Below are 22,027 nucleotides of genomic sequence, written 5' to 3'. Positions count from 1 at the left end.
AGGCCCCCGCGCAAGCGGAAAGGATGGCTGGTTATGCGGTTATGCCATTCTCGAACTTCCGGCGGGTGGGGGAGGTCCGGATACTGCCGCATCGCAACATCACGCCCCTTCCTCCGCCTTCCGAGAGCGCCGCGAGTGCCATGGAACTGCCGCCCGAGCTGCTGTACTACATCGCGATCGGCTTCGCCGCGCAGCTCGTCGACGGCGCGCTGGGGATGGCATATGGGGTGACGGCGTCCAGCCTGTTGCTGGGCATGGGGGTGCCCCCGGCGGTGACGAGCGCCACGGTGCATGCCGCCGAGTGCTTCACCACCGGGGCGTCAGCAACGTCGCACCATGCGTTCGGGAACATCGACAAGCAACTGTTCAAGCGTCTGTTATTACCCGCCATCGCGGGTGCGGCGATAGGTGCCTGGCTGCTCTCGAGTCTGCCGGGAGATGCCATGCGACCTTGGATTGCGTGCTATCTGCTGGCGATGGGGCTCATCATCATCATCAAGGCATTCAGGGCCTTTCCAACCCGCGAAGTAACCAGTCATACTGCCCCGCTGGGGTTCTTCGGTGCCCTGGTCGACGCGATGGGCGGTGGGGGCTGGGGCCCGATCGTCGCCAGCAACCTGCTGGCGCGCGGCAACGGCTTCCGCCTGACCGTGGGCACGGTGAATGCGGTCGAATTCTTCGTCACCCTCACGGCATCGCTGATGTTCCTGCTGACGCTGGGCCTGTCCCACTGGGACGTCATCCTGGGCCTGGCCATCGGGGGTGTCGCCGCGGCTCCGCTGGGCGCCTGGCTGGTCAAGCGGGTGCGCCCGAAGCCCATGCTGGTGCTCGTGGGCCTGGTCGTCATCGCGCTCAGCGCGCGGACCCTGCTCAAGCACTTCGGACTGATCTGAGTCACGATGTCGAGAGTTTCCCCTTCATGATCCAACGCAATCTCCATCATGCCGTCATTTGAGCTGTCCCATCTCGATCGCCTCGAAGCCGAGAGCATCCACATCCTTCGCGAAGTCGCGGCGGAGTTCCAGAACCCGGTGATGCTGTACTCCGTCGGCAAGGACAGCTCCGTGCTCCTGCACCTGCTGGTGAAGGCCTTCGCACCGGCACGTCCGCCCATCCCGCTGCTGCATGTCGATACCGGCTGGAAGTTCCGCGAGATGATCGCGTTCCGTGACCGTCGCGCCGTGGAGACGGGCGTCGAACTGCGCACCCACACCAACCCGGAGGGCGTGGCTCACGGTGTCGGACCGTTCACGCACGGCGCCACGGTGCACACCGACGTCATGAAGACGCAGGCCCTCAAGCAGGCCCTCGACCATGGCAAGTTCGACGCAGCGATTGGCGGCGCGCGCAGGGACGAGGAGAAGTCGCGTGCCAAGGAGCGCATCTTCAGCTTCCGGAACGCCCAGCATCGCTGGGATCCGAAGGCGCAGCGCCCCGAACTGTGGGACGTCTACAACACGCGCGTGAACAAGGGGGAGAGCGTACGCGTGTTCCCGCTGTCCAACTGGACCGAGCTGGACGTGTGGCTCTACATCTATCGGGAGAACATCCCGGTGCCCCAGCTCTACTTCGCGGCGGACCGGCCCGTCGTGGAGCGTGAAGGCGCGCTGATCATGGTCGACGACGAACGCATGCCGCTCCTCGAGGGCGAGGTGCCCCAGCCCCGAAAGGTGCGCTTCCGCACGCTGGGCTGCTACCCCCTCACCGGCGCGATCGAATCCGAGGCGGACACGCTGGAGAAGATCATCGCCGAGATGCTGGTGTCCACCACGTCCGAGCGCCAGGGCCGGGTGATCGACCACGACCCGACCGCGTCGATGGAGAAGAAGAAGCAGGAGGGGTACTTCTGATGGGCGCCCACGATACCGGCACACAGGATGCCGCCGCAGCGGTTGCCGCCTACCTGGAGCAGCACGAGACGAAGGGCCTGCTGCGATTCATCACCTGCGGCAGTGTCGATGACGGCAAGAGCACGCTCATCGGCCGTCTTCTCCACGACACCAAGCGGTTGTTCGACGACCAGCTGGCGGCGCTGGAGTCCGACAGCCGGCGCCATGGCACGCAAAACGGCGAGATCGATTTCGCCCTGCTCGTCGACGGCCTGTCCGCCGAGCGCGAACAGGGGATCACGATCGACGTTGCGTACCGGTTCTTCAGTACCGAAAGGCGCAAGTTCATCGTTGCCGACTGCCCGGGCCACGAGCAGTACACCCGCAACATGGCCACCGGCGCGTCGACGGCGGACGTCGCGGTCGTGCTCGTGGATGCACGCAAGGGCCTGCTCACGCAGACCCACCGGCACAGCTACATCGTGTCCCTGCTCGGTATCCGGCATGTGCTGTTGGCCGTCAACAAGATGGACCTGGTCGACTACGACCAGGGCGTCTTCGATGCCATCGTCGACGGCTACCGCGCGCTCGCCGACGCGCTCGGGATCGCGCACGTGCAGGCGGTGCCGTTGTCCGCGCTCAAGGGCGACAACCTGATCGGGCGCTCGTCGTCCACCCCGTGGTACGACGGTCCCAGTGCGCTGGAGTACCTGGAGACGGTGGACGTTTCACGCGCGGGCAACGACATCGGCTTCCGCCTGCCGGTGCAATGGGTCAACCGTCCCAACCAGGATTTCCGTGGCTTCGCGGGCACGGTATGCGCCGGCGAGGTTCGCCCGGGCGATCCCGTGGTGGCCCTGCCATCGGGGCGTCGATCGAAGGTCGCGCGGATCGTCACTGCCGAGGGTGACCTGGACCGGGCCATCGCCGGCCAGGCCATCACGCTGACCCTGGACGACGAGCTCGATGTCAGCCGCGGCGACGTCATCGCCAGTGCCGGCCGTCCGGCGGAGGTGTCCGACCAGTTCTCGGCGCACGTGCTGTGGATGGGCGAGCAGCCGCTGCTGCCGGGCCGTCCCTACTGGTTCAAGATCGGTGCGCGCCAGGTCAGTGCCACGGTGACCGACATCAAGCACAAGGTGGACGTCAACACGCGCGATGAGCTGGCGGCCCGGCACCTGGATCTCAACGAAGTCGGGTTGTGCAACCTCCATCTCGACCAGCCGATCCCGTTCGAGCGCTATGCGGACAATCGCAGCCTGGGCGGCTTCATCATCATCGACCGGATGAGCAACGCCACCGTGGGCGCCGGGACGCTGGAATTCGCGCTGCGCCGGGCGGGCAACATCCATTGGCAGCACGTCGATGTCGACCGGGCGGCCCGCGCGGCCAGCAAGGGGCAGGCTGCGCGCTGCGTCTGGTTCACCGGCCTGTCCGGCTCGGGCAAGTCGACGATCGCCAACCTGGTCGACAAGCGCCTGCATGCCCTGGGTCGCCACGCCTTCGTGCTGGATGGCGACAACGTGCGCCATGGCCTGAACAAGGACCTTGGCTTCACCGACGAGGACCGGGTCGAGAACATCCGCCGCGTGGCCGAGGTCGCGAAGCTGATGACCGACGCAGGCCTGATCGTGCTGGTCAGCTTCATTTCGCCGTTCCGAGCCGAGCGGCGCCTGGCGCGCGAGCTGTTCGACGCGGACGAGTTCATCGAGGTGCACGTCGACACGCCGCTGGAGGTGGCCGAGCAGCGCGACGTCAAGGGCCTCTACGCGAAGGCGCGCGCGGGGAAGATCCCCAACTTCACGGGCATCGACTCGCCCTACGAGGCCCCGGAGCAGGCCGAGCTGGTGCTCGACACGGTCTCCGAGGATGCGGAACGGCTGGCCGACCGGGTCGTCCAGCGCCTGCTGGGCTGAAGCCGGGACAGGCATCGGGACCGGGAACCATGCCCCGGTCCCGTTGCGCGGGATGCTTCAACAGCAGCCGTGGTCGCCGTGACGCGTGCCGCTGTCCGCAGCGACCGGCGTTCCCCGGGTCTCGCCACGCGCACTCGCGCGCTGGTGCGCCGCGATGACCTGCGCCACGCAGGCGGTGACTTTCTTGCCCATCGGAATGTGCAGGAACTCGTTGGGTCCATGCGCGTTCGAATGCGGGCCCAGCACCCCCGTGATCATGAACTGTGCGCCCGGGAACTTCTCCCCGAGCATGCCCATGAACGGGATCGAACCCCCTTCGCCCATGTACATCGCGGGCGCCTTGTAGAAGGCCTGGCTGGCCTCCTCGATGGCCGTGGCCAGCCAAGGCGACATCTCCGGTGCATTCCAGCCGGTGGACGCCTTCTCCAGGTTCAGCGAAACCTTCGCGCCGTTCGGCGCATCGTGCAGCAAGGCGTGTTTCAGCAATGCGCCGGCTTCGGCGCCGTCCAGGGTCGGCGGCAGGCGCAGGGAGAGCTTGACCGAGGTTTGCGGCCGGAGGACGTTGCCCGCGGAATCCAGCGGGGGGATCCCGCCGATGCCTGTGATCGAGAGCGCCGGTCGCCATGTCCGGTTGAGTACCAGTTCGGCGCGATCGTCGTTCATCGGCGTCATGCCTTCGAGCAGCGGGAACTTGGCGAACACTTCGTCGCCCAGCACCGATGCGGCGCGGTCGGCCTGCTCCAGGCGTTCGGCGGGGATCTCCACGTGCAGCCCATCCAGCAGGATGCGGCCGGTCTTCTCGTCCTCGATGCGCGAAAGGAGCTGGCGCAACAGCCGGAAGCTGGAGGGCACGATGCCGGACGCATCGCCTGAGTGCACGCCTTCGTCCAGCACCTCCACCGTCAGGTTGCCCCCGGCCAGGCCACGCAGCGAGGTCGTGCACCACAGCTGGTCGTAGTTGCCGCAGCCGGAATCGAGGCACACGACCAGCGAAGGCCGCCCGATCCGGTCGGCGAGGTGGTCGACGTAGGCGGGCAGGTCGTAGCTGCCGGACTCTTCGCAGGCTTCGATGATCACCACGCAGCGTGCGTGCGGCAGGTCCTGCTCCTGCAGCGCCTTGATCGCGGTCAGCGAACCGAAGATGGCATAGCCATCGTCGGCGCCCCCGCGGCCGTACAGCCGGTCGCCGCGCAGGACGGGCGTCCAGGGGCCCAGGTCCTCGTCCCAGCCGGTCATCTCCGGCTGCTTGTCCAGGTGGCCGTAAAGGAGGACGCAGTCGTCCTCGCTGCCGCCGCCGGACGCGGGGATGTCGATGTAGATGAGGGGCGTGCGTCCTTCCAGGCGCACCACCTCCAGCTGCATCCCGGGGATGTCCTGCGCCTCCGCCCAGGTCACCATCAGCTTGACGGCGTCCTCCATGTAACCGTGTGCCACCCAGTCGGCATCGAACATCGGCGACTTGTTGGGAATGCGGATGTATTCGATGAGCTCGGGGACGATCTCGTCGTCCCATTTCCGGGCGACGAAACGTTCGACCTGGCTGGCATCCATGGGGCTGGCCTCTGGGTTAAGGATTTCCACCATTCTAGCGATCCCGCCGGGTAGGACTTTTCCTACAGATGAACGCGTGGAAAGCGCAGTCCCGGCGAGCCGACTGCCGATACCCGCCGGTGTGGTCGAGCGGGAGACTGTGGTGGCCCGGAACGCGGGACGTCGCCAGAGGAGTGCCGCCATGCGCTACAAGCAGATTCTCAGGGCCGTGGGCCTGGCGTTGCTGGTGGCATTCAGTGTCCTGACCGGCGCGGGCGTGGCGGGGGAACGCGTCGACATCAACACGGCCGATGCGCAGACCCTGGACCGCGTGCTCACCAACGTCGGGCCGGCCAAGGCGGCCGCCATCATCGCCTACCGCGACGCCCACGGCCCCTTCCGCAGCGCGGAGGAACTGGTACTCGTCCGCGGCATCGGCCTCAAGACGGTGGAGAAGAACCGGGACCGGATAGACGTCGGCAGCTCCGCGGCGCGGCGTCCTGCAGGTTCTGGTGGCGTGCTGCCCCGGATCGTGCCGGTCACGCCGTGAGCGTTGCCGGCGGAGGAACGCCTGTCCGTCCTGCAAGGAGGCAGGAGGGGCGACCGTCAGGGCTGGAGGCCCGGAGGAGTCGGGGGGAGTCCCCGGACATGGAGGTACACCGCCCGTCGCGGAAGGACTCGCGATCGGGCGGCCCGGGTTCGGAGGCGGTCATGGGCTCCGGTGGGCCGCGTTGGGGCGGGGAGCGCCACCGTGGCGTCGTCCCGGGGATGCACCGACTACACTGTCCGGATGGTGGAGCAGATACCGGTTCCGGGCCCGGCATGGCGCGTGCTGCGCGCGCAGGACTGCGTCCGGACGCGCTGGAAGAACGGCCTCGGGTGGACACGCGAGGTGGCGCGAGGGTGCCTGCCGCCGGATGCGCCTTCCGCGCAGATCGTCGATGGCTGGGACTGGCGCCTGTCGATCGGTGAGATCGACGCCGATGCGGATTTCTCGACGTTCCACGGGGTGGACCGTGAGCTCACCCTGCTCTCCGGCGCGGGCGTGCGTCTGCGCGGCGCGGATGGGAGCCTGCGAGAAGTCCTGCCGCCGCATGGGAGCGCCCGTTTCGACGGCGAGACGCGGCTTCATGGCGAGCGCGTGGACGGGCGTGTCGAGGTGCTCAACCTGATGTGGCGGCGTGATGCGGTCGCCGTCCAGTCGTGGTTCCGCCCCCTGGTCGGGCCGATGCTGGTATTCGCGGCACCGGGTGAGACCTGGCTCGTGCACCTGGTGGCCGGGCAGGCGCGCCTGGACCGGGACGAGCGGACGCCCCTTCTGGAAATGGGGGACAGCGTGCTGCTCAGCGCCACCGACGCGCGGGAACGTTGCCTGTTGGAGGGCGGCGGAGCGGTCGTGCTTGCGAAGCTCGCCCCGCTGTCGCGCGGCATGACGGACGATCAGTAGACATCCCGGCGGTAGCGCCCCGCTTCGATCATCGTGTCCACCGTGATGTCGCCCAGGATGTCGCGAAGGGCCGCGTCGACACCGGGTGCCATGCCCTGGAGGCTGCCGCACACGTGGATCGCGGCTCCGGCCTGGACCCATTCGTCGAGCCTGGAGGCCTGGTCGCGCACCAGGTCCTGCACGTAACGAAGGGGACCGGCATCGCGGGAGAACACCCTGTCCAGGCGGCTCAACTGGCCCGCCTCCAGCCAGGCTGCGAGGTCGGCTTCGAAAAAGCGGTCGTGCGCATGGGTGCGCTCGCCAAACAGCAGCCAGTTCCGGGGTCGGCGCTGCTCGATCCGTGCCCGGAGCAGTGCACGCAGTCCGGCCAGGCCAGTGCCGTTGCCGATCAGGACCAGCGGTCGCTCATCCGCCGGGGGATGGAAGCCGGCATTGCGACGGATGCGCAGGTCGATGCGCGCCCCCGGCGGGGCGTGCGCGGTCAACCAGCCGCTGCCACTGCCCAGCCGGCCGTCCTCGCCCCGCATCTGCCTGACAAGGAGGCGCAGCTCCCCCTCGGCCGGGGTGGAGGCGATGGAGTACTCACGGTGCGGCAGCGGCTGCAGTCCGTCGGCGAGGGCCTGCGCCGTGGAGTGCACGCCCAGTGCATCGAAAGCGGGTGGCTGGCTTCGCGCAAGGACGTCCCGCAGCGGCTGCCGGCCGTCCTCGACCTCCACCGCTGCGTCGCCATCCGCGCCCAGGCGCTCCAGCCAGTCTTCGACCGAATCGGAGGCGTGGCATGGCCCGATCTCGGCGATGTCGCCGGCCGTCCAGTCGAGGTGGGCGGGGTCCTCGGGCGTCAGGGCCAGGTCGAAGACCGGTGCGCCCGGACTGCCCGGATTCACGTGATGGCGTGCCCGGAGCCGCCATGCCTGGTACCGCGGGCGGCTCCAGTCCGCTTCGCCGGTATGGCCGACCAGTTGCCCCAGGTGCTGCTGCCACAGGCGCAGCGCGCCGGGTTCGCCGTTGTCCACTTCGATCGGATCGAACAGGGGCTGGGCGTGGCTATGGCGCAACCAGGCATCAAGGCGGTGCCCGAAGGCGCAGTAGGCGTCGTACTCGCGGTCGCCCAGGGCGAGCAGGCCATAGCGCGTGCGCCCCAGCGCTGCCGGTGCCTGCATCGCCTCCCGCACGAAGCGCAGCGCGGGGTCGGGCGGGTCGCCTTCGCCGGTGGTGCTGACCACGAACAGGGCGTGCGGCGTCTCGGCCAGGGTGTCGACCGTCGTCGTGCCGATGCCCTGCACGACGACCCGCTGCCCGGCGGCACGTAGCGCGTCAGCGGTGAGCCCCGCGATCTCCTCCGCGAATCCGGTCTGGCTCGCATGCAGGATCCGCCAGTCGACCGGGCCGCTTTCGAGGGTGTCGCGGGTGGCGGGACGGCCGTGTCGGCGTGCGACCCGGACGAGGCCGGTGAAGCCCACCCACAGGCCCACCACGGCGAGTGCGGACCCCCAGCGCGCGCGGCCCGGTTCACGCCATTCGACCGGGTCGACCTGCCAGCCCAGCAGTGCAATGGCGAGCGCCACGAGCGCGGCGATGACCAGGACATTGCCGAGCACGCCGGGGTCGAAGCGGCCCGGTACGCGAGGGGCGTTCATGGCGCGGCGAGATGGCGCATGAACGCCGGGGTCATCCGGGTGGAGAACGTGCTGCCGTCATGGCTGACGAAGAGCGCCGCCAGGTCGTTGCGGAGCGCATGACGCCATCCGGCTTCAGGCCCGAGCACGGTCAGTGCCGTGGCCCATCCGTCGGCCTGCATGGCCGCCTCGTGCAGCACCGTGACCGAGGCGAGGTCGTGGGTGACCGGTCGACCGGTCCGCGGGTCGAGCGTATGCGAGTAACGCCGCCCACCGGACTCGAAGAAGTGGCGATAGTCGCCTGACGTCGCCACGGCAAGGTCATCGAGCGCGATGACGATGTCCGACATTCGCGGGGCATCGGCACCATCGGAAGGGGCCGGGTGCTCGATCGCCACCCGCCATTGCGCACCGTCAGGTTTGCGTCCGCGTCCACGCAGTTCGCCGCCGACCTCCAGCAGATAGGCACGGATGCCCGCGCGCTCGAGCGTGGCCGCTGCGCGGTCGACGCCATGCCCCTTCGCGATCGAGGACAGGTCGACATGGAGTCCACCGGGTTGCGTGGCGCTGTGGGACGGAGCGTCCAGTACGAGCTTTTGCCAACCAGTCCGGAGGCGCACCTGCTCGATCTCCGCCTCGGACGGCGGGGCATCGCGTGCGCCGTCGGGGCCGAAGCCCCACAGATTGACCAGCGGACCGACCGTGGCGTCGTAGGCCCCGCCGGTGTCCGCCGACAGGGCGGTCGCGGCCTGGAGCACCTCGAAGAAGCCTGCGGGCATGACCTGGACCGTCCCCGGCGGCGCACGGTTGAAGCGGCTGATGTCCGAATCGGCCTCCCAGGTGCTCATCTCGTCGACGACCTCGTCAAGCGCCGCCTGGATACCGTCGCGCAGGCGATCGGCATCGGCGGCGTCCGCGACCACGGTGGCCTGCCAGGTCGTGCCCATGGTCTTCCCCGACAGGTGCTGCAGGCCTTCGGCCGCGGCGGGCGGCAGCAGACTCGCCAGCAGCACCAGCAGTGCGAGGACACGGACGCCCGGACGCATCGGCAGGCTTCCCCGGACCGCTTAAAGCGGCAGCACTTCGAAGGTGGCGACGTAGCCGGTCCGGCGCTGGCCGGCCTCGGGCAACGACGTCTTGTCGTCGCTTTGGCTGGTTTCAAGCCAGTACATGCCGGCAGCCGGCCAGGTCACGGTGATCGCGCCGTCGGCACCGGTCTTCAGCTTGATCTCGTCCTGGTGGTCGCGGTAGCGGGTGGCGCCCGGCACGATCTCGACGTCGAGCCCGGCCGCTGGCTGGCCATCGATCAGGAACCGGAAAGTCGCCTCTTCACCCGCATACAGGTCGTTCGGATGGGTCACCGGCACCATTTCCAGGCCGCGACCGCTGGTCTTGAACACGGCGGTGTCCGGCGCGCCGACGGTCACGAAGGTCTCGATGCGGCTGAGGCTCTCGTTCGCGTTCACGTCCGTCGCGTCGGCCGGGATGGCGGCCTTGAACTCGTCCGGGCTGCCGCGCCATCGCTTGTTCTCACCGCCCTGCTTGTAGCTGGCGAACATGCCGTGGTTGCTCATCGCGATCTTGTAGGTGCCTTCCTGCAGGAGCTCGAGGTCGAACACGGTGCGCAGCTTGCCGGTGGCGCCGTTCTGCGGCGCGACGGTGCTGCCGTCCGGTGCGGTGACCTGCACGCGTTCGAGCGGCAGCGGCACGTGGTTGAAGTAGAACAGGTCGTTGGAGACCGCGGCATCGACGGTCATCCACGCGCCGGTCTCGGAGAACACGGTCTGCGACGGCTGCAGCCAGGTCTTGTGGGCGAAGGCGGGGCTCGTGGCGCCGAGGGTCAGGGCGACGGCCAGTGCAACGGTACGGAAGTTCATCTCGGGCTCCTCTGGAGTGCCGGGGCAGGATGGTGGAGAAAGGAAAGGGTCAGGGCTTCAGCGCCAGCTTGACGACGCCGAGCTCACTGTTGCCCTGGGCCTGCTTCTGCGAAGCGGCCGTCGCCGGCCAGGTGAAGGGAATGCTGACGACCTCGCGGCCGCCGACCTCGCGCGAGGCCTCGACCTGCAGCGTGTACTGGCCCGGTGCCAGGCCGGCCAGCGGTGCGTCGGCACCCTTGAAGTTCAGCTGGTGCTGGCCCACCGGACGCGTCGCACCGCTGACGCCATCGACCGGCATGCTCAGCGTGCGTCCGGTGCGGCGCCACCACTGGCGCATGTCCTTCAGCCACTTGGTGCCTTCGTTGTCCTTCATGTCGACGTCGTACCAGACCGACAGGTTGGCGGCGACGCTGTTGTCGGGGCGCTCGATCCAGATCGCCACGTAGGGGCGGTGGTACTCGGCGACGTTCAGGCGCGGGACCTCGACGGTGATGTCCATGTCCGCGGCCGTCGCCGCGAAGGGCGACAGCAGGGCGAAGGTGAGGCACAGCGGGACGAGCTTCATGGGGGCTCCTGGAAGGGGTGGTTTCAGTGCATGAAGAGGATGACGACGATTGCCGGCACGGCCAGGCCGGCGGCCACCAGCGGCCAGGTCGCGTCGCGCTGGCGTGAATGCAGGTACAGCAGCCACAGCCCGGTCAACGCGAACAGCAGGCAGGCGATGGCGAAGATGTCGATGAACCAGCGCCACACGGCGCCGGTGTTGCGGCCCTTGTGCAGGTCGTTGAGCCAGGCGATGGTGCCGCGCGTGGTCAACTCGTACTCGACGTCGCCGGTGCCGCGGTCGATCGCCAGCCATGCGTCTCCACCCGGGCGCGGGAGCGACACATAGGCTTCGCCGTCCGACCATTCGGCGGCGCGCGCGTCGACGCGCACGTCCAGTTCCTCCTGCAGCCAGCGGCGTACCGTCCCGGGCAGGGGCGCGTCGTCATCGAATTCGCCCTCCAGCGTCGCCAGCACGCTGTCGGGCAGCGTTGCGGCGTGGTTGGAGACGCGGGGCTCCGCTTCGATCTGCGCGGCATGGTTCAGGGTGATCCCGGTCACCGTGAACAGCAACAGGACCACGAGGCTGAAGGCCGCACTGATCCAGTGCCACTGGTGCAGGGTGCGCAGCCAGTAACCGCGGCGTTGCTGTGCGGCCGCCGGTCCGGCGGTGCGGGTAGGGGTCAAGGGCGACGCTCCGGGCGGGGCGTGGGTGATCCCGCCATTACATCAGAAGTGAGAATGAGTCGCAATTGGCCCGGCCGTGACGACCGGGCCGTGATGCGTTCAGAAGCCGACGTGGAGGCTCACCCAGAGGTTCCGGGCCTTGTCCTTGTTGTTGTAGTCGTCCAGGTAGGTGAGCGTGTAGCCGCCCAGGCCATCCTCGGTGAACGTCGTCTCGTAGCTGGTGAAGTCCTCGTCCAGCAGGTTGTTGATCCGGGCGGCGAGGGCGATGTCGTCGGTGAACCGGTACTGCGCCGCCAGGTGCAGGACGTCGTAGTCCTTGTAGTAACGGTCGTTGCTGCTGTCATAGCGGCGGTGCCGAAGTTCGCCGATCAGCTGCATCCCGAAGCGGTCGGTGACCCGCCAGTCCAGCGTCGCGTTCGCCATGTGGCGGGCCACATCGGTCAGCGGCTTGCCGATGTCCGCGCCGCTCAGGCGCTCGCTGTCGGTGTAGGTGTAGTTGGCGCGCAGCGACAGCGGCTCGATGATGCCCCAGCGGCCGGCCAGCTCCAGGCCGCGGATGCGTGCCTTGTCGACGTTGACGAACTGGTTGACGTTGCCGACGCCGATCACCGCGAAGTAGTCGCCCAGGTTGACGCAGGGGCGGACGCCGCCGGTCACCGTGCAGCTCTGGGTGGCTTCGGCGCGCTCGATCTTGTCTTCGAAGTCGTTCTGGAATGCCGTCGCGTTGAAGTTGTGCGCGCCACTCTCTGACGTCCAGTACAGCGCGACCTCGCTGTTGACGCTGGTTTCCGGCTCCAGGTCGGGGTTGCCGGCCCAGGGGATGGTGCCCTGTCCGCCGAAACCGGTGATGCCGTCGTACAGATCGGTGGTCTTGGGGGTCTTGTAGCCGGTGCTCACGCCGCCCTTCAGGGTCCAGCCCGCGGCCATGTCGTAGACCGCGTACGCGCGAGGGCTCAGGTGGCCACCGAACAGGTTGTGGTCGTCGTGGCGCAGGCCCAGCGTGATCGTCAACGGGTCGACCGGATTCCAGTTGTCCTCGACGAACAGCGACCACATGCGCTGCTCCTGCACGGTGCCGTTGCCGTAGCCGCCGCTTTCCATGCCGAAGATGCCGTCCTCCAGCTCGCCGTCGATCGCCTGGCCGCCGAGCACGAAGTGGTGATAGCCGCCCCAGCCCTCGACCGGGATGTCCACCTTGGCGTCCAGGGTGTACTGGCTGCTGGTCATCGTGCGCTCCGGGCGGGGCAGGAAGGTCGATTCCGCCAGCGCGCGACGTTCGTCCTCGCTCATGCCGGCGTAGGCGCCGGTCCCGTCGTACATCGCCTGCAGCTCCAGGCGCTCGGCCACCGAGAACGGCAGGGTGCGGCCCTCGTTGCCGGTCTCGATCCAGCTGAGCGAGACGGTGCTGCGGCCCCAGTCCCAGGTGCCGAGGTGGGTCAGTGCCCATTGGTCGCGCGTGTAGGTCTGTTCGTCCCGGTAGCCCACGCGCGGACCGACCACGCCGCCACGTGCCTGCCAGATGGTGTCGATGCTGTCGACCGTTCCCAGCGGGTAAGACGTGCTGCCGAGGTTGTTGGTGTAGGGGCGGTTGTCGTACACCTGTTCCGAGACGTCGTAGTCGAAGGTCAGGCTCTGGTCGTCGGTCGGGCGCCACGACAGGGTCACGCCCGCCGTCTTGTTGGTGTTGTCCACGGTCTTGCCGCCACCGCCAAAGCCCAGCGTGCGCTCGTGCGGCTGTCCCGCCGGGTCGAGTACGGTCTCGTACTCGGGCTCCGAGGCATCGCGACGGTACCAGGCCCCGCGCACGCCCAGGCCCAGGGTGTCGGAGGCCAATGGGCCCATCAGGGCGAAGTCGAAGGTGCTGTCCGAGCCGAACGCCTCGTTCTCCTGGTAGGTATGCGTTGCCGTCGCCGATCCCATCCAGCGGTTCGCCACCTTGCGGGTGATGATGTTGATCACGCCGCCGAGCGCGTCGGCCCCGTACAGCGTGGAGGCGGGACCGCGGATCACTTCGATGCGCTCGATCATGTCCAGCGGAGGGATGTGGTTGAACTGGTTGCCGCCGAAGTTGTTGGGATAGATGTCGCCGTGGTTGTTCTGCCGGCGGCCATCGATCAGCACCAGCGTGTAGTCGGACCCCATGCCGCGCATGCTGATCGTCCGCTGCCCGGTCTTGTCCGAGGTCTCGCCGACGTCCACGCCCTCGAGTTCGCGCACCGCATCGATAAGCGTCATGTAGGGGCGCTTCTCGAGCTCCTCGCGGGTCACGATGGAGATGCTCGCGGGGGCCTCGGTGAGCTTCTGTTCGAAGCCCGCGGCGGTGACGACGACCGTGTCGAGGTCCACCGCGTCGGCGGAGAGCGCCGGCAGGGGTGCCAGGAGGGCGCTGCACAGAGCGACGGACAGCAGGGAGCGGCGGACGGGCCGCTTCAGGATCGGGTACATGGAAGAGTCTCGTGGTGGAAGTCAGGCACGCGCTCGCGCCGGCTGCACGTGGGCCGGGCAGGCGGAGGGGGTCGGGAAGTCATGCAAGGCGCCCCGGAAGGGCGCGGCGGTCAGGCCCTGGCCGGAGGCGGCTGTCCGCGCAATGGCAAGAAGCGGACTTCGGCAGCCGGAGAGGGTGCGCGATACGCGTCGCCCTCCATGGGGAGATCCCCGACGTTGTCGCGCGTGCTTGCGGAGCTCCCGTCATCGACAAGGACGTAGCCCGTCGGTGGCGGTAGCGGCACGTCCACGAGCGACACCAGGTGCCGTCGGGATTTCTTGACCGGATCCGGCGCCTCCGGAGCACGCGGCGGCGCCTCGTCACCGGCGCCTGTCGCCCAGACCGCTGCGTGGGCCTCGATGTGCTGCGTCGTACCGGGCGCGCCGCCACCTTCGACGGCCTGCCATGCCATCCCGATGGCGAAAGCCAGCACCACCTGGATCAACAGGTGACGCCGGGCTCGCCGGTCAACGAAGGTCGGGAGGGAGGCGAAAGGCACGTCGGTGTCCGTTAGCCACCAGCGCGGGCGCGCCGGCGAACCTGAACATGCTAATGAGAATGATTGTCTATTGCAATCAATGCGGCGTGCGGATGCTGGCGAAACGCCCTGTCCGGGACGTCAGGGCTCCGACCAGCGACGCAACAGGTTGTGGTAGACGCCCGTGAGCCGGAGCAGATCGGCCCGGTGCGCGTTCGCCGCGGTCAACGACTGGATCGCCGTATCCATTTCGAACAACAGGCGGCGCTGGCCGTCGTCGCGGACGAGACTTTGCACCCAGAAGAAGGACGCCCATCGTTCACCGCGCGTGACCGGCTCGACCCGATGCAGGCTGCTCGACGGATACACGATGAGGTCGCCGGCCGGCAGTTTCACCTCGTGCTCGCCGTAGGTGTCGTGGATGACCAGTTCGCCGCCGTCGTAGTCGTCGGGGTCGTTGAGGAACAGCGTGCAGGAGACGTCGCTGCGCAGGTGCGCCTGGGGTTGCCCCGGCGGCGTCGCGAGCTGCATTACCGCACCGTCCACATGGAATCCGTACTGGCCTCCGCCCCGGTAGCAGTTGAAGCGGGGTGGCAGCGTACGCGCGGGGAGGGCTGCGGCGAAGTAGAGCGGATTGCGGGCCAGCGCAGCCAGTACCTGCTGGCCCAGCCGCTGGCGCAGCTCACCATCATCGGCCAATTGCAGGTTGCGCTTCACTTCGGCGCCCTGCGCGCCCACCGTTGCACGCCCGTCCACCCAGTCCGCGCCGGCCAGTGCCTGGCGCATGCCAGCCAGCTCTTCGCCGGTGAGGACGTCGGGGATGTGCATCAGCATGGCGTGTCTCCGGATACGGCGACGCCTCCCCCGGCCAGGGGAGGCGCCGCTTCACCGCATCAATGTTTCAGAAGCGGTAGTTGAGGGTCACCAGGGCCGAGCGCGGCTGCCCGGGGGTGTAACGGTAGCCGCTCTTGTTGATCGCGGCCACGTACTCTTCGTCGAACACGTTGTACACGTTCAGGCGCACATCCCAGTTGGGGCCGAAGGCATAGCTCGCGACCGCGTCGAATACCCAGTAGTCCTCGGTGTAGGCGGGCGTGCCGACCGCACCGTCGCGACCCCTTTCCAGCTGGCCCGAGTAGCGGGCGCCGCCACCGACCGTCAGGCCGAACGGGAACTGGTAGGTGGACCAGGCGGTGAAGGCCTTGTCCGGGGTGTAGGTGAGCTCATCGGAGCCGTCGACCGCCACCGGCGGGCCCTCGACCACTTCGGTATCCATGGTGGTGAAACCGGCCGAGACCGACCATGCCTCGGTGATCTGGCCGACGGCCGAGATCTCGATGCCGCGCACGCGCTTCTCGCCGTTCTGGTAGTACTGCTGGTCGACCGGGTCCTGCACGATCTCGTTCTCGATCGTGGTGTCGTACAGCGCGGCGCTCAGCAGCAGGGCGTCCTCGGAGAAGCTCCACTTGGCCCCGATCTCGGCGGTGCTGGCCTCCTGCGGGTCGAAGATCGGGTTGTTGGCATTGTTGGCCGAACCGCTCAGTTCGAGCGATGCGCCGCCGGGCGGCTGCTGCGAGATCGCATAGTTCGCATACAGGCTCGATGCCGGCGTGGGCTTGAACAGCGCGCCGACCTTCCAGTTGAAGAGGGTGTCGGAGCTGTCCGCATCGACATTCGGCAGCACCGTTCCCGCGGGTGCGCTGCCGCAGGCCGGGCCGCCGCGACCGCCGCACGGGGCGGTGTTCGAGAACGCGCTGTCGTAGCGGTCCAGGCGGAGGCCGCCATTGAACTGCCAGCGATCGCCGACCTTCATGGTGTCGAACAGGTACACGGCGATGGTGTCGGTGCGGCCATCGGCACCGGCACCGGTCGAGCCCCAGTCCAGTCCGCTTACGTCCGCGTCGGGCCGGTAGAGGTTGGCGACCGGCCACGCGCTGCCGCCCCGTACCCCGACGCCGGCGCTGTCCAGTTCCTCGCGGGTGATCTCAAGGCCCGTGCTCAGGTCGTGGACCACGTCGCCGCTGCCCAGCCGGGTGGTCAGGCTGGTCTGGTTGGTGGCGATGCTGTAGCGCTGGTCCTTGAACGTCGGCAGGTTACGCGTGAGGGTCCAGCTGCCCGGATCGGCGAGGTCGGGCGTGTCGATGTTGCCGCTGCCCCCCATGAAGGCCGTGAGCATGTAGTCCTGGTGCGACCGGCCCCAGCGGGTGGTGTTGCGCAGGACGGTCTCGTCGCTGAAACGGTGCTCGATGTTCAGCGTGAGCATGTCCGCGGTGACATCATCGTAATCCTTCAGCGTGCCGTAGAAGTTCTCCGGGTCGACCGTCGGTGCCTGGCCGATCTCCGGCCGGGTCGGATCGGGCGAGCTGTAGCCGGGCAGGCCGATGGTCGGCACGCCGCCATCGGGCAGGTTGTTCTGCTCGACATGCGACAGGTCGAGGTGGATGCGGGTGTCGCCATCAAGGCCGAACCCGAACGACGTCGCGATGCCCCAGCGGTTGCGCTCCACCACGTCGCGGCCCGGCACGCCGCTGTCCTGTGCCATCAGGTTGATGCGGAACGCATTGCCGGTGCCGAAGGTCTGGTTCCAGTCGGCGGTCGCGCGGAGCTGGTCGTCGGTGCCGAAGGAGAGCGAAGCGGAGGTGGCGTCGGCAAGGCGCGCGCGCTTGGTGACCAGGTTGATCGCGCCGGTCGGCGAGCTGCGGCCGGTATCGGTGCCGGCGGGCCCTTTCTCGACTTCGATCTGTTCGATGTTGAACACGTCGCGCGTGATCGAGCCGAGGTCGCGCACGCCATCCACGAAGATGCTGCCCGAGCTGTCGAAGCCGCGCATGTAGATCGCGTCGCCGGTGGTGGTGTTGCCGTTCTCGCCGACGTAGAACGTGCCCACGCCGGGGCTGTTGCGCAGCGCTTCGGTCAGGCTGGTGGCGCCCTGCTCGTTGAACAGGTCGCTGCCGATCACCTGGATGGTCTGCGTGGTGTCGAGCAGGGGCTGGGTGAACTTCGGCGAGGACACCTCGTCGGCGCCGTAGCGCTTCACGCGCTGGCCCACCACCTCGACGTGGTCGAGGGTCTTGGTGTCGGAGTCCGCGCTCACTTCACCGGTGGCGTGCGCGGCCAACGGCGTGGCGAGGGCCAGGCCGGTCAGCAGCGAGGCGGTGCCCAGCGATCGCGCGGTGGAGGGGCGGGGATGCTTGCGACTCTTGATGTGCGACATGGCGGTTCCATTGACATGCGAAAGCCCGGCAAGGGGGCCGGGTGACGGGAGGTCGGACGCGTCCGGGGGATGCGGGCACGGCGGGTGCCAGGCGGCCGGATCGGCTGCGCATTAGAACGCAATCAAGAATGATTCGCAATATCGAATATGGGTGCGGCCACGTCACCGCGGGGGACAGGCGCGGTTTTCAGCGGTCGTCGCGGGTCCAGATGCCGCCGTGTTCGACCCGGGTGGGGAACGTGCGGACCGGTTCGTACGCAGGCGGATTCAGGCACCGCCCGTCGCGCACGTCGAATTTCGATCCGTGGAGCACGCATTCGATGGTGGCTTCTTCGCCATCGAAAGGCCCGGCGGACAGCTCGAAGTCCTCGTGCGAGCACTTGTCCTCGAGCGCGTAGAAATCGCCGTCGTAGTTGACCACCAGGATGGGCGTGTCGTCCGCCCAGACCACCCGCGATTCGCCGGGCAGCAGCTCGGCCGTGGCGCAGACGAAGGTCCAGTCGCTGAGGTCGCTCATCGGGTCACCTGGCGGCACGCGTGGGGTCGGCGGCCATGGTACCAAGCCGCCCGCTCAGAGCGGCTTTTCCAGGACCTCGAACCGGAGGTCGTCGCGCTTCGGGATACCGAAGCGCACGTCGCCATACGGGAAAGGTTTGTGGATCCCGGTCCGCCGGTAGCCGCGGCGCTCGTACCAGGCGATGAGCGTGTCGCGGATGTCGATTACCGTCATCCGCATCATGGGCAGGCCGAGGACCTCGTGCGCGATGCGCTCGGCTTCGCCCAGCACGGCATCGCCGATGCCCGCACCCTGAAGGGTGGGGGCGACCGAGAACATGCCGAAGTAACCGGCGCCGTCGGTTTCGGCGACGTGCGCGCAGGCCACCATCGCGCCCTGCCGCTCGGCGACCAGCACCACGCTTCGCGGTCGCAGGATGTCGTGGCGCAGCACCTCCGGGTCGATGCGGCTGCCGTCGAGGAGATCGGCCTCGGTGGTCCAGCCGGCGCGGCTGGCGTCGCCGCGATACGCGGACGTGACGAGGGTGACCAGGACCGGGATGTCGGCCTCGGTCGCGTGCCGGAACGTGAGCGTCATCGGCGTATCAGGCCAGCAGGCGGCGCACTTTGTGGATCGCGGCGACGAAGGCGTCGATCTCCTCGTGCGTGTTGTAGTACGCGAAGGAGGCCCGGCAGGTCGCGGGCACGCCGAAGTGCTGCATCAACGGGTGGGCGCAGTGGTGGCCGGAGCGGATCGCGACGCCTTCGAGGTCGAGCAGGGTGGCGAGGTCGTGGGCATGTGCGCCTTCGACCAGGAAGCTCACCACCGCGGCCTTTTCGCGGGGGCGGCCGAAGATGTGCAGGCCTTCTACCGCCGACATCGCCTCGGTCGCGTGTGCGAGCAGGGCCTGTTCGCGCGTCTCGATGGCCTCCATCCCGAGCGTGGACAGGTAGTCCACGGCGGCGCCCAGGCCGACGAAGCCGGCGATGTTGGGCGTGCCTGCCTCGAATTTGTGCGGCGGGTCGTTGAACACGGTGCCGTCGAAACGGACTTCCTTGATCATCTCGCCGCCGCCGATGAAGGGCGGCATCGCCTCCAGGTGTTCGCGCCGCGCCCACAGGGCCCCGGTCCCGGTGGGGCCGCTCATCTTGTGACCGGTGATCGCGTAGAAGTCGCAGCCGATGGCGGCGATATCCAGCGGGCGGTGCGGTGCGGCCTGCGAGCCGTCGACCACCGTGGCAATGCCGCGCTTGCGTGCCTCGCGGCAGATCTCCCGGACCGGGTTGACCGTGCCGAGCACGTTGGACACGTGGGCCAGCGCAAGCAGCTTCACCTCGGGCGTCATCAGGGCGCGGAGGCCGTCGAGGTCGAGGTCACCGTTCGCGTCCAGTTCGGCGACCTTGAGCGTGGCGCCGGTGCGCTGTGCGACCAGTTGCCAGGGCACGATGTTGGCGTGGTGTTCCATCCGCGTCACCACGATCGCGTCACCGGCCTTCAGCCGCGGCAGCGCCCACGAATAGGCCACCAGGTTGATGGCGAAGGTCGTGCCGCTGCACAGCACCAGCTCGTCGGCATGCACGTTGAGGAAGCGCGCCAGCTTGCCGCGCGCGCCTTCGTAGGCTTCGGTGGCTTCGGTCCCGAGGGCGTGCACCGCACGGCTGACGTTGGCGTTGTGGCGGCGGTAGAAGTCGTCCACCGCCTCGATGACCGCCACAGGCTTCTGCCCGGTGTTGGCCGAGTCCAGGTAAACCAGCGGCTTGCCGTGGACCTCGCGTTCCAGCACCGGGAAATCGGCGCGGACCCGGGCCCAGTCGACGGCAGGCATGCTGGGGTCGACCGGCAGGTTCATTCGGCCTCCAGGCGGGCAAGTGCGGCGTCGAGCCGGGCCGCGAGCATGTCCCGCAGGTCGGGATCGTCGATGGGCGAGAGCGTTTCGCGGCAGAACGCGGCAGTCAGCAGGGCGCGCGCCTGTTCGGCGGGAATGCCGCGGCTGCGCAGGTAGAACAGCGCGGTCTGGTCGATCTGGCCGACAGTGGCGCCGTGCGCGGCCTGCACTTCGTCGGCATGGATTTCCAGTACCGGCTGGCTGTCGATCTCCGCGCGCTCGTCCAGCAGCAGGTTCTTGTTCGAGAGCACGGCCTCGGTCCCGTCGGCCCCTTCGCGGATCAGGATCCCGCCATGGAACGCTGCGCGCGAGCGTCCGGCGGCCAGTCCGCGCCATGTCAGGTGGCAGGCGGTGTCGCGGCCCACGTGGTCGAGGCCCAGTCGCGTCTCCAGGTGGCGTTTCCCGCTGGCCAGCAGCACCCCGTTGGCGTCGGCCCGGCTGCGGTCGCCGTGCAGCGCGATGTTCAACTCGTGGCGTGACAGGGCGGCGCCGAGTTCAAGGTCGACGCGCCGGTAGTGGGCATCGCTGGCCAGCGCGGCGTCGGTACGGTGCATGAGCGTCGCGCCTTCGCTCTCGTCCTGTACGCGGGCATGCAGCAGCCGTGTACCCGGGCCGAGATGGGCATGCAGCAGGTGGTTGGACAGATGGCGGTGACGCCCCGTCGAGACGTGATGCTCGACGACACCAAGGGACGCGTCCCTGCCCAGTTCGACGAGGTGGCGCAGGTGCCAGGCGGCGTCGGCATCCGCAGGCGCCCCGACGAACACCAGGTGTACAGGTGCCTGCACCTGCACGCCGGCCGCCACCCGCAGAACGGCACCTTCGACGGCGAGCGCGGCATTGATGCGCGCGAACGGCTCGTCCAGGCGATCGAAGCGGCGGGCAAGGAAGTTCGCGTCGCGGGCCTCGCCGTCCGACAGGACGCCGGAGAGCGGCTGAAGCGACACGCCTTCGGGCAGATCCTCCGGCGCGCCGAGCGCCGGTGCGAGTCGTCCGTTGACGAAGACCAGGCGAGGCGCGGGGATGCCGGCCACGATCGCGGGGTCGAGGTCGGGCACGGGCGTCGAGGCGACGAAGCTGCGGCGTTCGAGCGCGCGCAAGGACGTGTACTTCCACGCTTCGACGCGCGCATGCGGCAGGCCATCGCCGAGCGCGGCCTCAAGCGCTGTGCGGCGGCTTTCGCCCAGGCCGGCCGCGTCGCGGTCGGGAAGGGCGTCGAAGGCCTCGCGGAAAGAGTCGAGCAGCGCGGTCATGTCAGGCCGGTGCCCCCGGGACAACGCGGTCCTTCAGCCATGCATATCCATGCTGTTCGAGTTCGACGGCCAGCTCCGGCCCACCGCTCTCGACGATGCGGCCGTCGGCCAGCACATGCACCACGTCCGGCTTGATGTAGTCGAGCAGGCGCTGGTAATGGGTGATGACGAGGAAGGCGCGATCCGCGGCGCGCAACGCATTGACGCCCTCCGCGACCGTCTTGAGCGCGTCGATGTCGAGCCCGGAGTCGGTTTCGTCCAGGATCGCCAGCTTCGGCTCCAGCAGGGCCAGCTGGAAGATCTCGTTGCGCTTCTTCTCGCCGCCGGAGAAGCCTTCGTTGACGCCGCGGTGCAGCAGTTCGTCCTTCAGGTGCAGCACCGCGAGCTTCTCGCGGACGCGCTTGAGGAACTGCATCGAATCGAGCTCCTCCTCGCCGCGTGCCTTGCGCTGGGCGTTGAGCGCGGTGCGGAGGAAGTAGGTGTTGTTCACGCCCGGGATCTCGACCGGGTACTGGAAGGCCAGGAACACGCCGGCGGCCGCCCGCTCCTCGGGTTCCAGCGCCAGCAGGTCGCGTCCTTCGAACTCCACCGAACCCTCGGTGACCTCGTAACCCTCGCGCCCGGCGAGGATGTTGCCCAGCGTCGATTTACCGGCGCCGTTCGGACCCATGATGGCGTGCACCTGGCCCGGCTGCAGGTCGAGCGTGAGGCCCTTGAGGATTTCTCGGCCGCCAACGCTGGCGTGGAGGTTGTTGATCTTCAGCATGTTCG

At 68.4% G+C, this 22,027-nt stretch carries 20 protein-coding genes; 5 read left to right on the top strand and 15 right to left on the bottom strand.

What is annotated here, in order from left to right:
* The first annotated feature begins 140 nt into the window (after positions 1 to 140).
* Genes H4F99_RS06415 through cysN form a run of 3 tightly spaced genes read left to right on the top strand, consistent with a single transcriptional unit; the run spans position 141 to position 3,745 of the window.
* Positions 141 to 893 carry a sulfite exporter TauE/SafE family protein gene (locus H4F99_RS06415; protein WP_182668904.1) on the top strand — a complete coding sequence of 251 codons (753 nt, stop codon included), beginning with the start codon at positions 141 to 143 and terminating at the stop codon, positions 891 to 893.
* 48 nt (positions 894 to 941) lie between these two features.
* Positions 942 to 1,850: a sulfate adenylyltransferase subunit CysD gene (gene cysD / locus H4F99_RS06410; RefSeq protein ID WP_182668903.1), complete on the top strand. Its 909-nt coding sequence runs from the start codon at positions 942 to 944 to the stop codon at positions 1,848 to 1,850.
* Positions 1,850 to 3,745: a sulfate adenylyltransferase subunit CysN gene (gene cysN / locus H4F99_RS06405; RefSeq protein WP_182668902.1), complete on the top strand. Its 1,896-nt coding sequence runs from the start codon at positions 1,850 to 1,852 to the stop codon at positions 3,743 to 3,745. The genes cysD and cysN overlap by 1 nt, the downstream gene beginning before the upstream one ends.
* A 57-nt stretch (positions 3,746 to 3,802) precedes the next feature.
* On the opposite strand, the gene H4F99_RS06400 is transcribed toward cysN, so the two are convergent.
* Positions 3,803 to 5,296 (bottom strand): M20 family metallopeptidase, encoded by a 1,494-nt coding sequence (locus H4F99_RS06400; RefSeq protein ID WP_182669107.1) that lies wholly within the window; start codon positions 5,294 to 5,296, stop codon positions 3,803 to 3,805.
* 181 nt (positions 5,297 to 5,477) lie between these two features.
* Between H4F99_RS06400 and H4F99_RS06395 the strand changes: the two genes are divergently transcribed.
* A complete protein-coding gene (locus tag H4F99_RS06395; RefSeq protein ID WP_182668901.1) occupies positions 5,478 to 5,825 on the top strand; it encodes a ComEA family DNA-binding protein in 348 nt (115 codons plus the stop codon).
* A gap of 240 nt (positions 5,826 to 6,065) precedes the next feature.
* A complete protein-coding gene (locus tag H4F99_RS06390) occupies positions 6,066 to 6,722 on the top strand; it encodes a HutD/Ves family protein (protein ID WP_182669106.1) in 657 nt (218 codons plus the stop codon).
* On the opposite strand, the gene H4F99_RS06385 is transcribed toward H4F99_RS06390, so the two are convergent.
* From H4F99_RS06385 to sufC, 14 genes are all read right to left on the bottom strand, one after another.
* Entirely contained in the window at positions 6,716 to 8,359 is a 1,644-nt protein-coding gene (locus H4F99_RS06385; RefSeq protein WP_182668900.1) for a sulfite reductase subunit alpha, read from the bottom strand. The genes H4F99_RS06390 and H4F99_RS06385 overlap by 7 nt on opposite strands.
* Positions 8,356 to 9,285, bottom strand: coding sequence for an FAD:protein FMN transferase (locus H4F99_RS06380; protein ID WP_343064167.1), 930 nt, complete (start codon positions 9,283 to 9,285; stop codon positions 8,356 to 8,358). The genes H4F99_RS06385 and H4F99_RS06380 overlap by 4 nt, the downstream gene beginning before the upstream one ends.
* Before the next feature lie 120 nt (positions 9,286 to 9,405).
* Entirely contained in the window at positions 9,406 to 10,215 is an 810-nt protein-coding gene (locus H4F99_RS06375) for a DUF4198 domain-containing protein (protein ID WP_182668898.1), read from the bottom strand.
* A gap of 49 nt (positions 10,216 to 10,264) precedes the next feature.
* Positions 10,265 to 10,780, bottom strand: coding sequence for a DUF2271 domain-containing protein (locus tag H4F99_RS06370; RefSeq protein ID WP_182668897.1), 516 nt, complete (start codon positions 10,778 to 10,780; stop codon positions 10,265 to 10,267).
* 23 nt (positions 10,781 to 10,803) lie between these two features.
* Complete coding sequence (locus tag H4F99_RS06365; RefSeq protein ID WP_182668896.1) at positions 10,804 to 11,445, bottom strand: PepSY-associated TM helix domain-containing protein; 642 nt, start codon at positions 11,443 to 11,445, stop codon at positions 10,804 to 10,806.
* 99 nt (positions 11,446 to 11,544) lie between these two features.
* Positions 11,545 to 13,890, bottom strand: a complete 2,346-nt coding sequence (locus H4F99_RS06360; RefSeq protein ID WP_182668895.1) for a TonB-dependent receptor domain-containing protein — start codon at positions 13,888 to 13,890, stop codon at positions 11,545 to 11,547.
* Positions 13,891 to 14,000: 110 nt separating this feature from the next.
* A complete protein-coding gene (locus H4F99_RS06355; RefSeq protein ID WP_182668894.1) occupies positions 14,001 to 14,429 on the bottom strand; it encodes a hypothetical protein in 429 nt (142 codons plus the stop codon).
* Positions 14,430 to 14,549: 120 nt separating this feature from the next.
* Positions 14,550 to 15,242 (bottom strand): Fe2+-dependent dioxygenase, encoded by a 693-nt coding sequence (locus tag H4F99_RS06350; protein WP_182668893.1) that lies wholly within the window; start codon positions 15,240 to 15,242, stop codon positions 14,550 to 14,552.
* Positions 15,243 to 15,309: 67 nt separating this feature from the next.
* Positions 15,310 to 17,622 (bottom strand): catecholate siderophore receptor Fiu, encoded by a 2,313-nt coding sequence (locus H4F99_RS06345; RefSeq protein WP_182668892.1) that lies wholly within the window; start codon positions 17,620 to 17,622, stop codon positions 15,310 to 15,312.
* Between the two features lie 187 nt (positions 17,623 to 17,809).
* Positions 17,810 to 18,139, bottom strand: a complete 330-nt coding sequence (locus H4F99_RS06340) for a Rieske (2Fe-2S) protein (protein WP_182668891.1) — start codon at positions 18,137 to 18,139, stop codon at positions 17,810 to 17,812.
* Positions 18,140 to 18,193: 54 nt separating this feature from the next.
* Positions 18,194 to 18,715, bottom strand: coding sequence for a GNAT family N-acetyltransferase (locus tag H4F99_RS06335; RefSeq protein WP_182668890.1), 522 nt, complete (start codon positions 18,713 to 18,715; stop codon positions 18,194 to 18,196).
* A gap of 7 nt (positions 18,716 to 18,722) precedes the next feature.
* Positions 18,723 to 19,967 (bottom strand): cysteine desulfurase, encoded by a 1,245-nt coding sequence (locus tag H4F99_RS06330; RefSeq protein WP_182668889.1) that lies wholly within the window; start codon positions 19,965 to 19,967, stop codon positions 18,723 to 18,725.
* Positions 19,964 to 21,256: a Fe-S cluster assembly protein SufD gene (sufD, locus tag H4F99_RS06325; RefSeq protein ID WP_182668888.1), complete on the bottom strand. Its 1,293-nt coding sequence runs from the start codon at positions 21,254 to 21,256 to the stop codon at positions 19,964 to 19,966. The genes H4F99_RS06330 and sufD overlap by 4 nt, the downstream gene beginning before the upstream one ends.
* Position 21,257: 1 nt before the next feature.
* Entirely contained in the window at positions 21,258 to 22,022 is a 765-nt protein-coding gene (gene sufC, locus H4F99_RS06320; protein WP_182668887.1) for a Fe-S cluster assembly ATPase SufC, read from the bottom strand.
* Between the last annotated feature and the right edge of the window lie 5 nt (positions 22,023 to 22,027).

The organism is Marilutibacter penaei (assembly GCF_014145395.1).
Classification (GTDB): Bacteria; Pseudomonadota; Gammaproteobacteria; order Xanthomonadales; family Xanthomonadaceae; genus Marilutibacter; species Marilutibacter penaei.
Note: the sequence above shows the minus strand (reverse complement) of the source record. Positions and strands in the feature narration are given on the sequence as shown.

Bases quoted from the DNA above. Each gene is read 5' to 3' on its own strand.
- H4F99_RS06415 (WP_182668904.1), top strand. From the start codon at position 141: ATGGAACTGCCGCCCGAGCTGCTGTACTACATCGCGATCGGCTTCGCC.
- cysD (WP_182668903.1), top strand. From the start codon at position 942: ATGCCGTCATTTGAGCTGTCCCATCTCGATCGCCTCGAAGCCGAGAGC.
- cysN (WP_182668902.1), top strand. From the start codon at position 1,850: ATGGGCGCCCACGATACCGGCACACAGGATGCCGCCGCAGCGGTTGCC.
- H4F99_RS06400 (WP_182669107.1), bottom strand. From the start codon at position 5,296: ATGGATGCCAGCCAGGTCGAACGTTTCGTCGCCCGGAAATGGGACGAC.
- H4F99_RS06395 (WP_182668901.1), top strand. From the start codon at position 5,478: ATGCGCTACAAGCAGATTCTCAGGGCCGTGGGCCTGGCGTTGCTGGTG.
- H4F99_RS06390 (WP_182669106.1), top strand. From the start codon at position 6,066: ATGGTGGAGCAGATACCGGTTCCGGGCCCGGCATGGCGCGTGCTGCGC.
- H4F99_RS06385 (WP_182668900.1), bottom strand. From the start codon at position 8,359: ATGAACGCCCCTCGCGTACCGGGCCGCTTCGACCCCGGCGTGCTCGGC.
- H4F99_RS06380 (WP_343064167.1), bottom strand. From the start codon at position 9,285: ATGGGCACGACCTGGCAGGCCACCGTGGTCGCGGACGCCGCCGATGCC.
- H4F99_RS06375 (WP_182668898.1), bottom strand. From the start codon at position 10,215: ATGAACTTCCGTACCGTTGCACTGGCCGTCGCCCTGACCCTCGGCGCC.
- H4F99_RS06370 (WP_182668897.1), bottom strand. From the start codon at position 10,780: ATGAAGCTCGTCCCGCTGTGCCTCACCTTCGCCCTGCTGTCGCCCTTC.
- H4F99_RS06360 (WP_182668895.1), bottom strand. From the start codon at position 13,890: ATGTACCCGATCCTGAAGCGGCCCGTCCGCCGCTCCCTGCTGTCCGTC.
- H4F99_RS06350 (WP_182668893.1), bottom strand. From the start codon at position 15,242: ATGCTGATGCACATCCCCGACGTCCTCACCGGCGAAGAGCTGGCTGGC.
- H4F99_RS06345 (WP_182668892.1), bottom strand. From the start codon at position 17,622: ATGTCGCACATCAAGAGTCGCAAGCATCCCCGCCCCTCCACCGCGCGA.
- H4F99_RS06340 (WP_182668891.1), bottom strand. From the start codon at position 18,139: ATGAGCGACCTCAGCGACTGGACCTTCGTCTGCGCCACGGCCGAGCTG.
- H4F99_RS06335 (WP_182668890.1), bottom strand. From the start codon at position 18,715: ATGACGCTCACGTTCCGGCACGCGACCGAGGCCGACATCCCGGTCCTG.
- H4F99_RS06330 (WP_182668889.1), bottom strand. From the start codon at position 19,967: ATGAACCTGCCGGTCGACCCCAGCATGCCTGCCGTCGACTGGGCCCGG.
- sufD (WP_182668888.1), bottom strand. From the start codon at position 21,256: ATGACCGCGCTGCTCGACTCTTTCCGCGAGGCCTTCGACGCCCTTCCC.
- sufC (WP_182668887.1), bottom strand. From the start codon at position 22,022: ATGCTGAAGATCAACAACCTCCACGCCAGCGTTGGCGGCCGAGAAATC.